This window comes from Streptomyces sp. NPDC058464, from assembly GCF_042721035.1.
Lineage (GTDB): Bacteria > Actinomycetota > Actinomycetes > Streptomycetales > Streptomycetaceae > Streptomyces.
Genome location: NZ_JBHXMA010000002.1, coordinates 318330 through 333873, shown reverse-complemented (window position 1 = coordinate 333873; position 15544 = coordinate 318330). Strand labels below are relative to the sequence as shown.

Sequence of the window (15544 nt, the reverse complement as noted above, 5' to 3'; positions counted from 1 at the left end):
CATCCACCGGCGTCCGATGCCCACCCTCCTCAACGCGCGAGGGTTCCCGTCGATTCCGTGCCCCGCTCCTGTGCGCAGGAGCGGGGCATGGAGGGCACGGGGGGGGAGGAGAAGTTCGCGGCCGGTGTCAGTGGGCCGGCTGCGGATCGGCCGCCGGGGCCGGTTCCTCGTCGAAGGTCATCTCCGGCGGGGCCTTGCGGAAGCCCCTGGTGAGGTAGGCGAGGTAGCAGACGCCGACGGCCAGCCAGATCAGACCGAGGGTGCGGGCCTTGCTGTCGAGGTGGCACAGCAGCCACACGTCGACGACGGCGCCGACGGCCGGGAGCAGGACGTACGACCACACGGCGGGACGGCGGCCCGCGCGGCGCTCCCGGACGTAGGTCGCGATGACGGAGAGGTTGACGAAGGTGAAGGCCGTGAAGGCGCCGAAGTTGATGAAGGACGTGGAGGTGGCGACGTTCAGGCGCAGCGCGATCAGGCCGACCGCTCCGGCGAGGAGGATGTTCAGGGCGGGGGTGTGGTACTTGGGGTGGATGCTGCCGAAGACCTTCCTGGGCAGTACGGAGTCGCGGCCCATCGCGTAGAGCAGCCGTGCCGTGCTGGCCTGCGCCGCGATCCCGGAGGCGAACTGGGCGACGATCAGGCCGGCCAGGAACACGGAGGAGAACACGTCGCCGCCGATCGCCTTGGCGATCTCGAACGCGGCGGAGCTGGAGTCGGTGAACGCGTACCCGGGGTGGGCCAGCTGGGTGGCGTACGCGACGACGACGAAGATGCCGCCGCCGATGAGCGCGGTCAGCATGATGGCGCGGGGGATGGTGCGCTTCGGGTCGACGGTCTCCTCGGTCAGCGTGGTGACCGCGTCGAACCCGAGGAAGGAGTAGGCGGCGATGGCGGCGCCCGCGGAAATGCCCGCGAGGCTCGTCGCGTGGTTCGCGAACGGTGTGGCGCTGGCGAGTCCCGCCGCTCCCTGGTGCTGGAAGACGTGCCGCAGACAGAGCAGCGCGAAGATCGCGACGACCAGGACCTGGAAGACCATCAGCAGGTCGTTCACCCGCTCCGCGGTCTTGATGCCCCGGACGTTGAGCGCGGTGGTGACGGCGATGAACGCGACGATCCACACCCAGAACGGCACCGAAGGGTACTCGGCCTGGAGATAGGCCCCGCCGATGAGCCAGATGACCATGGGCAGGAAGAAGTAGTCCAGCAGGGTGGCCCAGCCGACGAGGAAGCCGATCCGGGAGTCTATGGAGCGCCGCACATAGGTGTAGGCGGACCCGGCGACGGGGTGGGCCGCGGCCATCTTCCCGTAGCTGTGCGCGGTGAAGAGCATGGCGCCGAGGGCCAGCAGGTAGGCCGTCGGGACGGAGCCGTGGGTGCTGTCGGCGACGACGCCGTAGGTGCCCAGGACGATGATCGGGGCCATGTAGGCGAGCCCGAAGAGCACGACGGATCTGAGGGTCAGGCTGCGGGTGAGGGTGGGCGGGGAGGCGGGAGCGGACATGGCGTTCCTTGGGCCGAGGGGACGGGGTGCCTTTTTTCTGGGGGGGGTGACGATCAGTTGTCGGTGACGTGCCAGCGGCGGGGGTCCAGGCGGCCGTCGTAGAGCGGGAGGTCGATGGGGGCGTCGGCCTCGGTGAACTGGTTCCACATGCGGTTCAGGCCGGCGGTGCCGAAGGTCCGTACGCGGGTCACGTCGTCCAGGTCGAGGACGTCGGTCAGCACGGTGGGCGCGGAGTCGGGGGCCTCGACGCGGACGCGTCCCTCGGGGTCGACGACCAGGCTGCGCCCGGTGCCGTCGGGGCCCGCGGTGTTCACGCTGACCACGTAGACCTGGTTGACGATGGCGTTCGCCCGGGCGAGGACGAGTTCCTGGGCGCGGTCCGCGGAGGTGGTCATGACCGGGTTGACGATGACCTCGGCGCCCATCCAGGCCAGGTGCCTGGCCACCTCCGGGAACCAGGCGTCGTAGCAGATGGCGAAGCCGACGCGGCCGGTGTCCGGGAGGTCCAGGACGACGAAGCGGTCGCCGGGGGTGTACGGCTCGAAGGGCCGCCACGGGAAGACCTTGCGGTAGTGGGCGGCGAGCCGCCCCTCGGGGGAGAGGGCGAGGGCGGTGTTGAAGAGCTCGCCGGCCGGACCGCGCTCGCAGACGGTGCCCGGAAACAGCCAGACGCCCAGGTCGCCCGCGAGCTCGGCGAGCTGTCGCACGCGGGGGCCGTCGAGCGGCTCGGCCGCGTCCCGCAGCCGGCTCTCCGACTCGGCGGGCGGGCCGTCGGTGCCGCACAGGTGCAGCTCCGGGTAGGCGAGGAGGCGGGTCTGCGGGAAGCGCGCCAGCACGCCCGCGACGTCTTCGGCGAAGCCGGACAGCGGGTCCGTGGCCGGGCGGGGAGGGGCCTGGACCAGGGCGACGGGGAGGGGTCGGGACATGGCCAGGAAATTAACTCAATATGAGTCCTTATACAATGGTCTCATTATGAGCAGTTTTACTGGCCGCTACATTGAGGGCATGACCGGCACCCCGAACGGATCCGCGCCCGCGCACTCCGAGGCGCACCCCGAGGGGACCGTCCTCGCCCTCAACTCGCCCAAGCTGAACGGGATCCGCCGGCTCACCGCGCTGGACACGGTGCGCGCCCGGATCGCCATGGCGGTCGATCTCGGGCTGCTCTCCCCCGGCGAGCGGCTGCCCCAGACCGACGCCATAGCCGAGGCGCTCGGCGTCGGGGAGATCACCGTGCGCCGCGCCCTGAGCACCCTGTGCACGGACGGCGTCCTGGAACGCAGGCGCGGCCGCAACGGCGGCACCCTCGTCGCCGAGCAGCCGACCCGGGGGGTCGTCGACGCGGCCGAGGCGTACCACGGGCAGACCGCGGAGGTGCACCGCCTGATCGACGAGCGGACCGTCCTGGAGTGCGGGATCGCCCATCTCGCGACCCGCGCCGCGTCCGCCGCGGCGCTCGACGAGCTCGACGTGCTGGTCGCGGCCATGGACCGGGCGGAGAGCTGGGCGGAGTTCCACTCCTGCGACGAGCGGTTCCATCTCGCCGTGGCCCACGCCACCGGCCTCGACGCGAGCGTGCAGACCTACGGGACCGTGCTGCGCCGGCTCTACGCGTACTACCTCCCCTACCCCCTCGCCGCCCTGCGCGAGTCCAACGACGAGCACCGGGCGCTGGTGGCGGCGCTCCGCGCGGGTGACGCGGCGGGGGCGGCCGACATCGCCCGCCGCCATGTGGAGACCCTGCACCGGACGATGTTCGTCGGGCTGGTGCGCTGAGCCCGACGGGGGGGCCGCATATGGATACAGCCCCGCGCCCCTTACGGGGCGCCGCCGAACGCAGGCGCCGATATTCGGTTGCCGGGCGGCGCTCCCGCGGGCTCAATGGCCTACATGGCCGACATCCAGGGCTCGTACGACGAGCTGTTCACCGCCGTGCCCACCGCTCTCGCCGCGCTGATCGACGACGGTGACGTGGGAGGTGCCGTGGCCGTCTTCGTGGACGGGGAGCCCGTCGTGGACGTGTGGGCCGGCTTCGCCGATGCCGGCCGGACCCGGGCGTGGGAGCGGGACACGATCGTCAACGTGTTCTCCGTGACCAAGACGATGACCGCGCTGTGCGCGCTCGTCCTGATCGACCGCGGAAAGCTGGATCCGGACGCGCCGGTCGCCCGCTACTGGCCCGAGTTCGCCGCGGCCGGCAAACGGCACGTGCTGGTGCGGCATCTGCTGTCGCACACCGCCGGCCTGCCCGACTGGGAGGGTCCGGTCGAGGAGCTGTACGACTGGGCGGCCGCGACGGCCCGGCTCGCCGGGCAGGCCCCGCAGTGGGAGCCCGGGACCGCGGCCGGCTACCACTCGGCCACCCAGGGGTTCCTGGTGGGTGAGGTGCTGCGGCGGATCACCGGGCGGAGCGTGGGCGAGTTCTTCGCCGCGGAGGTGGCCGGACCGCTGGGCGCGGACTTCCACATCGGCCTCGGCCCCGAGCACGACCACCGCGTGGCGCTCACCGTGCCGCCGCCGGGCAGGGACGAGGACTACACGGCGAGTGCGCCGAACCGCGACGCGGCCCCCGCCGCCCCCACCACCGCCACCGCCCTGCGCGTCCGGGACGGCAACAGCCTCGCCTGGCGCCGCGCGCAGATCCCCGCGGCGAGCGGCTACGGCAACGCCCGTTCGGTCGCCCTCGTCCAGTCGCTGCTCGCCTGCGGCGGAACCGTGGGCGGGGTGCGGGTGCTGTCCCCCGAGGGGTGTGAGCGGGCCCGGGAGCTCCAGTTCGAGGGCGAGGACCGCGTCCTCGGCATGCCGGCCCGGTACGGCCTCGGCTACGGCCTCTTCGGCAGCGCCCTCGGCTGGGGCGGCTGGGGCGGCGCGCTCGTCTGGGCCGACCCCGACGAGCGGCTGGCGATCGCGTACGTGACGAACCAGATGCGCGAACCCGCCGCGGACAACCGGGGCATCGAGCTGATCATGGCCGCCCAGGACGGCATCAAGGGGCTGCGGGCGACATGAGTGGTGTGCTCTCTCTCGTCGGCGGCGGCTGGGACGCGCCCGAGGTGTACGGGCCGCTGCTGCGAGCCGCGGGCGGCGGCCGGATCGGGTGCGTGATCGTCGACGAGGGGGACGGCGAGGCGCAGTTCGCGCGGTACGCGGAGGCGTTGCGGACCGCGGGGGCCGATGCCGTGGTGCCGTTGCTCGTGCCGCTCGGGGGACGGTTCGAGCCGGAGTCCCTGCTGGAGAGCGGAACGGCCGGGCTGCTGGTGTGCGGTGGGCTCACACCCGCGTACCAGGACGCGTTCGCCGGGTGTGCCGCCCGGCTGACCGGGCTGCTCGCCGAACGCGGCATCCCCTACGCCGGGTTCTCGGCCGGTGCCGTGCTCGCCGCCCGGCGGGCCGTGGTCGGCGGCTGGCTGGCGGACGGTGTTCCGGTCTGCCCGCCGGACGCCGCCGAGGATCTCGAAGAGGTCGACGTACGGCCCGGGCTCGGCCTGGTGCCCTTCGCGGTGGACGTGCACGCGGCCCAGTGGGGCACGCTGGGACGCTTGGTGGCGGCCGTGTCGCGAAGGTCGGTGCCGTTCGGGGTGGCGATCGACGAGAACACCGTGCTGGAGGTGACCGGCCGGACGGGCCGGGTCGGCGGGCGCGGGCGCGTCCATGTCGTACGGCCCTCGGGCGACACCGCGGACGCGGTCGTACGGTCGTACGCGCCCGGTGCGTCCGTCCCGCTGGGTCAGCCGCCGCTGCCGTAGGGGCGGGTGAGGATCTCCAGGCGGTGGCCGTCGGGGTCGTCGAAGTAGGTGCCGCGGCCCCCGTCGTTGGTGTTGATCTCGCCGGGACGGGTGTGGTGCGGGTCGGCCCAGTAGCTGAGGCCGGCCGCCCGCAGCCGCGTGAAGATCTCGTCGAAGTCGTCCTCGGAGACCAGGAAGGCGTAGTGCTGCGGCGGGATGTCCCCCGGGCTGTCCATGAAGTCGAGGGTGACGCCGTTCGGCAGCGCGACCGGGGCGAACGGACCGTAGTCCGGGCCGACTTGCAGTCCGAGGATGTCGGCGAGGAACCGGGCCGAGGCGCGCTTGTCGTGTGCGGCGACGATGGTGTGGTTCAGGTTCACGGTCATCGTGGGACCTCCTGCTGTCCAACGTACTCCCGACAGCGGATAAGGTAAGGCTCGCCTTAGTCACCGATCGGGAGAGCCAGTCGTGCGTGCGTTGAGGTTGAGGGCCGTCCTGGCCGTGTCCGCCGTGTCCGTCGTGGGCGGCCTGCTGGCCGGCTGCTCGTCGTCCGGCGGTGACAACGATGCCGGTGCCGCCGCACACGGCGACGGAACCGTGAACAAGGTCGCCGGCGCCTCCGAGGGCCCCTCCGCCGCGCCGAGCGCGCTCGCCGACGGGATGGGCTCCGACACCGACACCGACGGCGTCTTCCCGCGCACGGTCACCCACTTCGAGGGGAAGACCACCATCAAGGCCGAGCCGAAGCGGATCGCGGTGCTCAGCACCGGGCAGCTCGACGACCTGCTCACCCTCGGCATCGTCCCGACGGCCGGCACCCGCGCCGAGAACGCCGGGCTGGTCCCCGACTATCTCGCCGACGCCTTCCCGCAGTACAAGAAGAAGCTCGCCGCGATGACCGACGCGGGCACCCGCCAGTCCCCCAACCTGGAGTCCCTGGCCGCCGCCGAGCCGGACCTGATCCTGGTCAACGACTCGCTCGGCGACCTCTACCCCCAGCTGTCGAAGATCGCGCCCACCGTGGTCACCGCCGGCCAGGGCATCAACTGGAAGCGCGATCTGCTGCTCGTCGGGGACGCGGTCGGCGAAGGGCAGAAGGCCGAGGAGCTGCTCACCGACATCGTCGACAACGCGAAGGCCAGCGGGTCCGCCCTGAACGGCTCGGCGACCGTGTCCATGGTCCGCTTCACGCCCGACCGCACCCGGATGTTCGGGGTGTCCTCCTTCACCGGCTCGATAGCCGTCGACATGGGCCTGTCCCGCCCCAAGTCGCAGCAGTTCACCGCCATTTCGCAGGACATCAGCGCGGAGAAGGTCGACACCGCCGACGGTGACTGGATCTTCTACTCCGTGCAGGGCGACGCGGCGAAGACGGACGCGGCGACCGTGCTCGCCGGTCCGCTGTGGAAGTCCATGAAGGCGGTCGAGGCCGGGCACGCCGTGCAGGTCGACGACGACCCCTGGTACCTCAACGCCGGTCCCACGGCCGCGCGTCTGGTCGTACGCCAGCTCGCCGAACACCTCCGGTAAGTGCGCCGCGCCCTCGTCTGGCCGACGGCCGCCCTCGTGGTGGCCGTCGTCGCCGTGCTCAGCCTCGCCGTCGGCACGCGTGCCGTACCGCCGGCGACCGTCCTCGACGCCCTGCTGCACGGCGGGTCCTCCCCCGACGCGCTCGTCGTCCGCTCGCTGCGCCTGCCCCGCACCGAGGTCGGCCTCACCGCGGGCGCCGCGCTCGGCCTCGCCGGCGCCACGCTCCAGGCGGTCACCCGCAACCCGCTCGCCGACCCCGGCATCCTCGGCCTGAGCCAGGGGGCGGCGGCCGGGGTGGTGCTCGCCATCGTCCTAGGCGGCTCGGGGTACGGCTTCGGGTCCTACGTCTGGTACGCGTTCACCGGCGCCGTCGTCGCCGCGTGCCTGGTGTACGGCATCGCGGCGCGGGGGCGGGGTGGGGCGTCCCCGGTGAAGCTGGCGCTGGCCGGCACCGCTCTGTCCGCGATGACCGCGGGGGCGACGACGGTGGTCCTGACGTCCAGTTCGGCGACCCTCGACCAGTTCCGGTTCTGGCAGGTGGGGGCGCTCAGCGGGCGGGACGCGGGGACCGTCGTACGGATGCTGCCGTTCCTGGCCGCGGGCGCCGTGCTGGTGCTGGCCTGTGCCCGGGGGCTGGACGCGCTGGCCCTCGGCGACGAGACGGCCCGCTCGCTCGGACACCGGGTGCATGTCGTGCGGGGGTGCGCCGCGCTGGGGGCGACCCTGCTGACCGCGTCCGCGGTGGCGGCGGCCGGGCCGATCGCGTTCGTGGGGCTGGTGGTACCGCATCTGGCGCGGCGGATGGTCAGGGGCGGGGGCTACGGGCGGGTGCTGCCGCTGTCGGCGCTGCTGGGAGCGGGGTTGCTGGTGGCCGCGGATGTGCTGGGGCGGGTGGTGCGGGCTCCTGCGGAGGTGCCGGCCGGGGTGATGACGGCGTTGGTGGGGGTGCCGGTGCTGGTGGCGCTGGTACGGAGGAAGGGGGCCGTGACGTGAGGCGCACCCGGGGCTGGGGCCGGGGGGTGGGGACGCTTACCGGCGCTGGCAGGGTGCCGCCCGCGCCCACCCGTGCCGCCCCAGCGGCACGACTGCCCGCGGCTGAAGAGAGGCAGCGGGCGAAGCGCCCCGTAAGGGGCGCGGGGAACTGCGCGGCCGGCCCCCACCGGCCCGCAGGGACGTTCGTGCTGCGCCCCCGCCCCCGCTTCTCCCTCGTCCTTCACAAGCGTTCGATCCTCGTCGCCCTCGTGCTGCTCACCCTCCTCGCCCTCGCCATGGCCGCCTCCGCCTCCCTCGGCCAGACCTACATCTCCCCCGCCGAGGTCTGGCGCACCCTCCGCGGCGAGCAGACCCCCTACGACCTCGTCGTCAACGAGCTGCGCGTCCCGCGGATCGTGCTCGGGGCGCTCGTCGGCGGGGCGCTCGGGCTCGCCGGGGCGCTGGTGCAGACCGTCACCCGGAACCCGCTCGCCAGTCCCGACGTCATCGGCGTCGGGCACGGCGCCGCCGCCGCGACCGTGGTCGCACTGGCCACGGGGGCCGTCGCCTCGCCGTCCGCGATGCCCGCCGTGTCCGTGGCCGGCGGCCTCGCTGCCGCCGCCCTCGTCTACGTGCTCGCCTGGCGGCACGGCATGCAGCCCAGCCGCTTCGTGCTCACCGGCGTCGGTATCGGCGTCGCCCTGTCCGCCGTCGTCCAGCTGTACCTCGCCGACAGCGAGCTGGACGCGGCCGAGCAGGTCAAGCTGTGGCTGACCGGGAGTCTGAACGGGCGGGGCTGGGAGCAGGCCGGGCCGCTCGCCGTCGTCCTCGTGCTCGCCCTGCCGGGGCTGGTGTGGGCGGCCCGGGCGGCGCGGCCGCTCGGGCTCGATCCCGACACCGCCGCCGCCCTCGGCCTCCGGGTCGACCGGGCCCGGCTCGGTGTCACCGCCCTCGGCGTCGTGCTCGCCGCCGCCGCGACCGGTGCCGCCGGGCCGATCGGGTTCGTCGCGCTCACCGCGCCGCAGCTGGCCAGGCGGCTCACCCGCACCCCTCAGCTGCCGCTGGTCTGCTCGGCGCTGACGGGCGCACTCGTGCTGGTGGCCGCCGACCTGGTGGCCCGCACCCTGGTCCCTCCGCTGGAGATCCCGGTCGGTGCGCTGACCTCCCTGGTCGGCGGCCCCTATCTGCTCCATCTGCTCGGCCGCAGGCCGAAACCCTGACTCAGATCGTCGCCGTGTCGATCACGAAGCGGTAGCGGACGTCGCTGTTCACGACCCGCTCGTACGCCTCGTTGATCTGGTCGGCGCCGATGAGTTCGATCTCGGCGCCCAGCTGGTGCTCGGCGCAGAAGTCGAGCATCTCCTGGGTCTCCGGGATGCCGCCGATGCCGGAGCTGCTCAGGCTGCGGCGGTTGCCGAAGACGGAGGAGAGGAGGATGTGGACGGGCTCCTCGGGGATGCCGACGTTCACCATGGCGCCGTCCGTCTTCAACAGGGACAGGTAGGCGTCGAAGTCGAGCGGGGCCGACACCGTGTTGAGGATGATGTCGAAGGTGCCCTTCAGATCGGCGAAGGTCTGCGGGTCGCTGGTCGCGAAGTAGTGGGTCGCGCCCAGCTTCAGGCCGTCGTCCTTCTTGCGGAGGGACTGGGAGAGGACGGTGACCTCCGCGCCGAGGGCCGCCGCGATCTTCACGCCCATGTGCCCGAGGCCGCCGAGGCCGACGACCGCGACCTTCTTGCCGGGGCCGGCGTTCCAGTGCCTGAGCGGGGAGTACGTGGTGATGCCGGCGCAGAGGAGGGGCGCCGCCACGTCGAGGGGAAGTCCGTCGGGGATGCGGACGACGTAGTTCTCGTCGACGACGACCTTCTGCGCGTAGCCGCCGTAGGTGGGCTGCCCGTCCTTGCCGACGGCGTTGTACGTCCAGGTCGGGCCGCCGCCGGTGCAGTACTGCTGGAGACCGGCCTTGCAGTTGTCGCACTCACGGCAGGAGTCGACCATGCAGCCGACGCCCACCCGGTCTCCCACCGCGTACTTCGTGACGCCCGGGCCGACCTCCGAGACGACGCCCGCGATCTCGTGACCGGGCACCATCGGGAAGATCGCCGTACCCCAGCCCTCACGGGCCTGGTGGATGTCGGAGTGGCAGATACCGGCGAACTGGATGTCGATGAGGACGTCGAACTCGCCGACCGCGCGCCGCTCGATCGTGGTCCGCTCCAGCGGGGCCTTCGCGGCAGGCGCGGCGTAAGCAGCAACAGTGGTCATGAGGGGGGTTCTCCTAGAGGTGTCTTCGCACCCGGTCGCCTTCTTCCGTCCCGGGCACGTGTCCAGGCTCCTCCACGCTACGTCCGTCACCCAGCCCCCGCCTCTGCGTACGTCTGCCGTGCCTACCACTGGCGGGGTCAGGTTCCGGTGCGTACGACCGTGAATACTGGATGGATGGAAGACCAGCCCCGACCCTCCACCGCCACCACTGCCTCCGCCTCCCCGTCCCTGGACCGGCGTGCCGAGCTCAGCGAGTTCCTGCGCACCCGGCGCGCCCGGCTGCGCCCCTCCGACGTGGGGCTGCCGGACTTCGGGCGGCACCGCAGGGTGCCGGGGCTCCGGCGCGAGGAGCTGGCGCAGCTGGCCGGGGTGTCGGTGGCGTACTACACGCGCCTGGAGCAGGGCAACGGGCGGAACGTGTCGGCGGAGGTGCTGGACTCGATCGCCCGCGCGCTGCGGCTCACCGGCGCCGAGCACGCGCATCTCACGCATCTCGCCAAGGGCAAGCAGCACAAGAAGAAGGCGTCGGCGCGGCCGCAGCAGGTGCGCCCGGCGCTGGGCCAGCTGCTGGAGGCGATGGAGGGCGTACCGGCGTACATCGGGGGGCGCCGCTCGGACATCCTGGCGTGGAACGGGATGGCGGCCGCGGTCTTCGGTGACTGGTCGGAGCTGCCGGTCACGGAGCGCAACTGGGCGCGGCTGGTGTTCCTGCGGCCCGAGTACCGCGATCTCTTCGTCGAGTGGGAGCAGAAGGCGATCGACATCGTCTGCCTGCTGCGCATGGACGCGGGCTGCTATCCCGACGACACCCGGCTGTCCGCGCTGGTGGGCGAGCTCTCGGTGAAGAGCGAGGAGTTCCGCCGGTTGTGGGCGACGCACGACGTCAAGGAGAAGAGCCACGGTGTGAAGCGGCTGCGCCACCCGCTGGTGGGCGAGCTGTCCCTCAGCTACGAGTCGTTCCGGATGCCGGACGACCCTGACCAGTCCCTGGTCACGTACCACGCGGAGCCGGGCTCCGCGTCGGCCCAGGCGCTGAGCCTGCTGGCCAGCTGGGGCACCGACGCGGCCCGGGTCGCCCCGGCCCCCTGACCGACCGGCCGAATGATCGGCTGATCGGCTGATCGGCGGCATGGAGAACGGCCCGCCGGAAGCCGCGCTTCCGACGGGCCGCTCGCTGGGGTTCTACTCGGCGGTCTACGCGCTCACTTGCCGTAGTACGCGTTGTAGATGGAGATCGTCGACTTGTTGCCCTTCTTGTCGGCGATCTTGGCGTGGAACGAGATGGCCTTGCCCTTGGCCGGGTTCTTGACGGTGATCTTGCCGTGGCTGACCGTCAGCTTCTTCCAGGTCTGGCCGTAGTCGTACGACACCCAGACCCCGAGGGACTTCAGGTTGCGGCCGGCGGCCGCGCCCTCGACGGTGACCGGGAAGGTGACCTTCTTGCCCGCCTCGACGCGGCTGTCCAGGCCGGTCTTGGCGCCGAAGTGGACGGTGGAGGCCGGGAGCTGGGCGAATGCGGTGCTGCTGCCCGGCTTCTTCGAGTGGAAGGTCCAGCTCGCGTCGATCCGGGTGGAGGCGGCGGCGACCTTGACCGAGCGGATGACCGAGGTGGTCAGCCTGTACTCGGCGTCGGCGGACGGCACGGTGAAGACGCCGTCACCGAACAGCGGGTCCTGGTTGGAGCCCACCTTGGTGCCGTTGCGGTAGAGGGTGGTGTTCACCGACAGGAAGTCGGAGGACCCGGCGTGCCTGGCGCCGTCGGAGAACAGCGGGACGATGCCGAAGATCTGGTTGCCGTCGCGGTACAGGCCGTACTCGGACGTCAGGTGCGGGCCGAAGACCGCGACGTTGAAGGTGTTCCGGTAGGAGTTGCCGGCCTTGTAGGTCTTCGGGTCGCCCAGCGTGTAGAAGGCGTCGGCGATCGGCAGGCCCTGGGCGTCGTGGCCGGAGTACTGCGTGGCGTCGAAGGCCCACTGGGCGCCGTCCACGGTGGAGACGTGGAAGGTGCGGGTGCCGGGCAGCTTCTGCTCCACCGCGTCACCCATGACGAGGTCCTCGCCGACCACGCCCCAGGGTGCGACCGAGCCGGTCTTGTTCGGGGCCGAGGCACCGAAGGCGTTCTTGACGGTGGCGAGCTCACCGGTCTTGAAGTGCCGGACCTTGTCGCCCTGGATCTTCTTGACCTGGGCGCTGGTGGCGACGTCGTACTCCTCGTCGGCACCCTTGGTGAACTGGCCGCTCCAGGTCTGGGTCAGACCGCTGGCGACCTCACCGCCCAGCGGTGCGAGCCGGATGTTGGCGAAGGTGTCGAAGCCGACCCCGAAGCCGATGCCGGCCGGGTCGTACATGTAGTCGACGGTCGCCGAGTGCGGGGTGGCCTGGGCGTCCGGCACGGTGATGTCGGCGGACTTGGTGGTGCGGGCGTCGATGGTGAGCGTGAGGTCCTTGGTGACGCTCAGCTTCGGGTTGACCAGCCAGTCGAGACCGCCGTCGAAGGTGGTGAAGTCCTTGGCGATCCAGGCGTCGAGCAGGTACGTGCCCTTCGGCACCCGGAAGCTGGCGGTCCCGGTGTCGGAGACGGGCACGACGTAGTCGCGGCCGTTGCCGAGGCCCGAGTAGCCGGCGAGGTCGGTGGCGTAGACACCGGTCGGGTTGCCGTCGCGCCCGATGTGCTTGACGGTGACGGTGTACGACTGCACCTCGCGCGTGACCGCGGCCGCCGTGCGGATGCTCTGCCCGCCGCCGGTCGCCGTGACGTACGCCGAGTAGGCGCCGTCGAGGGTGCCGCCCAGCTTGGTGTCGACGGTGACGCCGACGGCGGCCGTGCCGCCCGCCGGGACGGTCACCTTGGTCGCGCCGAGCTTGAAGAAGCCGGCCGGGGCCGCCGCGCCCTTGGGGTCGGTGCCGGCCGCCGCGAGGCTGAGGGTGACGTCCTTGGTGCCGGTGTTCCGGTAGGTGACCTGCTTGGTGACCGGGGTGTCGTCGGTGTGCGGCCACTGCTGCACACCGAAGTTCACCGACACCGGGTCGGCGAGCACGGTCTGCTTGATGGCCTTGTCGACGGCGATCCGGCCCGAACCCTGCTCGAACGGCGTGTACTTGCCGCCCTTCGCGGAGCCGGTCAGGGCCGCCTTCAGCTGCTGGTAGCCCCAGTCGGGGTGCTCCTGCTTGAGGATCGCGGCGGCGCCCGCGACGTGCGGGGTCGCCATCGACGTACCGGAGATGGTCAGGTAGCCGGGCGGGTTCTCGCCGACCTCCTGGTCGATGACGCTGCCCTTGGCCGCGGCCGCGGTGATGTCGACGCCCGGCGCGGTGACGTCCGGCTTGATGGAGCCGTCGGCGGCGGGGCCGGTGGAGGAGAAGTCGGCCAGCTTGTCGTTGCCGTCGACGGCGCCGACGGTGAGCGCGGCGGCCGCGCTGCCCGGCGAACCGATCGACTCGGGGCCCTCGTTGCCCGCGGCGATCGCGAACAGGATGCCCTTCTCGGTGGAGAGCTTGTTGACCTCGGCTTCGAGCGGGTCGATCTCCGGGGTGTCGTAGCCGCCGAGGCTGAGGTTGACGATGTCGGCGCCCTCGGCCGCCGCCCACTCCATGCCGGCGAGGATGCCGGAGTCGTCACCGGAGCCGGTGTCGTCCAGGACCTTGCCGTTGAGGATCTTCGCGCCGGGCGCGACACCCGTGTACTTGCCGTGCGACTTGGCGCCGGTGCCCGCCGCGATGGACGCGACGTGCGTGCCGTGGCCGAAGTGGTCGGTGGCGTCGGCGGCCCCGCTGAAGTTCTTGGACTCGATCACCTGGTCCTTGAGGTCCGGGTGGGTCGTGTCGACGCCGGTGTCGAGGACCGCGATCTTGACGCCCTTGCCGTTGTAGCCGGCCTTCCAGGCCGTGGGCGCGCCGATCTGCGGCACGGACTTGTCGAGGCTGGCCTTGCGGACGCCGTCGAGCCAGACGTGCGCGATGCCGGCGGCGGCCTTGTTCCCGTTGGTGACCGCGTCCCAGAGCTCGGGCGTGTCCTTGACCGGGGTCTGCACGGCGTCGGCGTTGAGCGTCTTGAGGCTGTGCCGCAGGGTGCCCGCGTCCCGCACGTCGGCCCTGGTGGCCGTGGCGGCGCCGCTGTACCCGACGATGACCTTCAGGCCGTTCTTCTGCGCCTTGCGGGTCGCGGCCTTGTTCAACTCGGTGACGTCGAAGAGCCGTTGGTCCAGCTTGCCGGAGGACACCAGTTGGACGGCGTCACCGGGGACGACGAGGGTGTGCCCGTCGACCTTGCTGATCCGGAAGGGTATGTGCTGTCGCCCCTCGGCCCGCTCCAGGCCGACGACGCGGCCCTTGGCGTCCAGGGCGACCCGGTCGCCGGTGATCAGGGTGACGTGGTGCTTGGCGGTGAGCGAAGAGGCGGCGGCCGTGGCGGCGCGCTGTTCCGGCTTCGCCGACGCCGGGCTGGTCATGCCCGCGGCGAGCGCGACGGCTGCTGCCGTGGCCACGGTGGCCGCGGCAGCTCTTTTCACTTGTCTGCGCAAGACTCCCCCAGGAGACGGTGTGCCGGGCGAATTCCCCGTTCACCCGGCCGGGGGCAGTCCCGTACGCACATACGTCAACCCCCCGGAATACGGAGTATGCCGGGGGGTGATCAGTGGGCTCAATAGATGAGAGGCCGGTAAGAAGAGTGCGGGACAACTGTTACGCGCCGGGGTGAACACCGTTACACAACCGCGTGGTTTCACTCGGCGCGCCGGTGTTATGCGCCGGCGTTCTCCTTGACGGTGATCTTGCCCTTGCGGATGGTCGCGAGGCGCGGGGCCTTCTTCGCGATCGCGGAGTCGTGCGTGACCATGATGAAGGTCAGCCCGTGCTCCTTCCACATGCGCTCCAGTACGTCCATGATCTCGTCGCGCATGCCCTCGTCGAGGTTGCCGGTGGGCTCGTCGGCGAGCAGCACCTTGGGGTGCTTGACCAGGGCCCGGGCGATGGCGACGCGCTGCTGCTGGCCACCGGACAGCTCGGAGGGCAGGTGGCCGAGGCGCTCGCCGAGACCGACGGACGTCAGCGCCTCGGCGGCGCGTTCACGCCGTTCCTTGGTCTTGACGCCGAGCGGGACGAGGGCGGTCTCGACGTTCTCCTGGGCGGTGAGCGTCGGGATGAGGTTGAAGGACTGGAAGACGAAGCCGATGTTCTCGCTGCGGACCCGGGTCAGCTTGGTCTCGGAGAGCTTGGCCAGGTCGGTGCCGTCGAGCACGACCTCACCGGACGTCGGCCGGTCCAGGCCGCCCAGCATCTGCAGGAGGGTGGACTTGCCGCCGCCGGTGGGGCCCTGGATGACCAGGCGGTCGCCGTCGGCGATGGTGAGGTCGATGCCGTCGAGGGCGCGGACGGTGTCCTTGCCGCGTGTGTAGAGCTTGGTGACGTTTCTGAGTTCGTACATGGTGGCTCCTGGAGGGTTTTCGGGGTGGGGCGGTGCGTTGTCGGCCGCGGGCGGGTGGGGGCTGGTCGCGCAGTTCCCCGCGCCCCTGAAAACACCAGCCGCGGGCAGTCGTGCCGCTGGGGCGGC

The 15544-nt window shown here is 71.8% G+C and carries 13 protein-coding genes; 7 read left to right on the top strand and 6 right to left on the bottom strand.

The window, feature by feature from the left end; all coding sequences use genetic code 11:
• Positions 1-127 precede the first annotated feature (127 nt).
• Both ACFWPQ_RS04515 and ACFWPQ_RS04510 read right to left on the bottom strand, forming a co-directional pair.
• On the bottom strand, positions 128-1504 hold the full coding sequence (locus ACFWPQ_RS04515) for an APC family permease (protein ID WP_384029846.1): 1377 nt from the start codon (positions 1502-1504) through the stop codon (positions 128-130).
• A 53-nt stretch (positions 1505-1557) separates the two neighbouring features.
• Positions 1558-2430 (bottom strand): carbon-nitrogen hydrolase family protein, encoded by an 873-nt coding sequence (locus tag ACFWPQ_RS04510; protein ID WP_384029844.1) that lies wholly within the window; start codon positions 2428-2430, stop codon positions 1558-1560.
• A gap of 79 nt (positions 2431-2509) precedes the next feature.
• Here ACFWPQ_RS04510 and ACFWPQ_RS04505 point away from each other — a divergent pair, with 79 nt between their 5' ends.
• The 3 genes from ACFWPQ_RS04505 to ACFWPQ_RS04495 all read left to right on the top strand — a co-directional run bounded on the left by ACFWPQ_RS04505 (position 2510) and on the right by ACFWPQ_RS04495 (position 5250).
• On the top strand, positions 2510-3280 hold the full coding sequence (locus tag ACFWPQ_RS04505; RefSeq protein WP_384029842.1) for a FadR/GntR family transcriptional regulator: 771 nt from the start codon (positions 2510-2512) through the stop codon (positions 3278-3280).
• A gap of 114 nt (positions 3281-3394) precedes the next feature.
• Positions 3395-4513 (top strand): serine hydrolase domain-containing protein, encoded by a 1119-nt coding sequence (locus tag ACFWPQ_RS04500; RefSeq protein WP_384029840.1) that lies wholly within the window; start codon positions 3395-3397, stop codon positions 4511-4513.
• Entirely contained in the window at positions 4510-5250 is a 741-nt protein-coding gene (locus ACFWPQ_RS04495) for a hypothetical protein (protein WP_384029838.1), read from the top strand. The genes ACFWPQ_RS04500 and ACFWPQ_RS04495 overlap by 4 nt, the downstream gene beginning before the upstream one ends.
• Here the strand turns inward: ACFWPQ_RS04495 and ACFWPQ_RS04490 are convergent.
• Positions 5232-5615 carry a VOC family protein gene (locus tag ACFWPQ_RS04490; protein ID WP_384029836.1) on the bottom strand — a complete coding sequence of 128 codons (384 nt, stop codon included), beginning with the start codon at positions 5613-5615 and terminating at the stop codon, positions 5232-5234. The genes ACFWPQ_RS04495 and ACFWPQ_RS04490 overlap by 19 nt on opposite strands.
• A gap of 91 nt (positions 5616-5706) precedes the next feature.
• Between ACFWPQ_RS04490 and ACFWPQ_RS04485 the strand changes: the two genes are divergently transcribed.
• The 3 genes from ACFWPQ_RS04485 (at position 5707) to ACFWPQ_RS04475 (ending at position 8951) form a co-directional block, all read left to right on the top strand.
• Complete coding sequence (locus ACFWPQ_RS04485; protein WP_384030090.1) at positions 5707-6759, top strand: ABC transporter substrate-binding protein; 1053 nt, start codon at positions 5707-5709, stop codon at positions 6757-6759.
• Positions 6760-7752 (top strand): FecCD family ABC transporter permease, encoded by a 993-nt coding sequence (locus tag ACFWPQ_RS04480; RefSeq protein ID WP_384029834.1) that lies wholly within the window; start codon positions 6760-6762, stop codon positions 7750-7752. It abuts the gene before it with no gap.
• Between the two features lie 185 nt (positions 7753-7937).
• Positions 7938-8951 carry a FecCD family ABC transporter permease gene (locus ACFWPQ_RS04475; protein WP_384029832.1) on the top strand — a complete coding sequence of 338 codons (1014 nt, stop codon included), beginning with the start codon at positions 7938-7940 and terminating at the stop codon, positions 8949-8951.
• Position 8952: 1 nt separating this feature from the next.
• Here the strand turns inward: ACFWPQ_RS04475 and ACFWPQ_RS04470 are convergent, their stop codons facing one another.
• The gene (locus ACFWPQ_RS04470) at positions 8953-9996 is read right to left on the bottom strand and encodes an NAD(P)-dependent alcohol dehydrogenase (protein WP_384029831.1); all 1044 of its coding nucleotides are present in this window, start codon (positions 9994-9996) and stop codon (positions 8953-8955) included.
• Between the two features lie 174 nt (positions 9997-10170).
• Between ACFWPQ_RS04470 and ACFWPQ_RS04465 the strand changes: the two genes are divergently transcribed.
• Positions 10171-11085, top strand: coding sequence for a helix-turn-helix domain-containing protein (locus ACFWPQ_RS04465; protein ID WP_384029829.1), 915 nt, complete (start codon positions 10171-10173; stop codon positions 11083-11085).
• A 113-nt stretch (positions 11086-11198) separates the two neighbouring features.
• On the opposite strand, the gene ACFWPQ_RS04460 is transcribed toward ACFWPQ_RS04465, so the two are convergent.
• Entirely contained in the window at positions 11199-14444 is a 3246-nt protein-coding gene (locus ACFWPQ_RS04460; protein ID WP_384030088.1) for a S8 family serine peptidase, read from the bottom strand.
• Positions 14445-14734: 290 nt separating this feature from the next.
• Entirely contained in the window at positions 14735-15418 is a 684-nt protein-coding gene (locus tag ACFWPQ_RS04455; protein WP_351486156.1) for an ABC transporter ATP-binding protein, read from the bottom strand.
• Between the last annotated feature and the right edge of the window lie 126 nt (positions 15419-15544).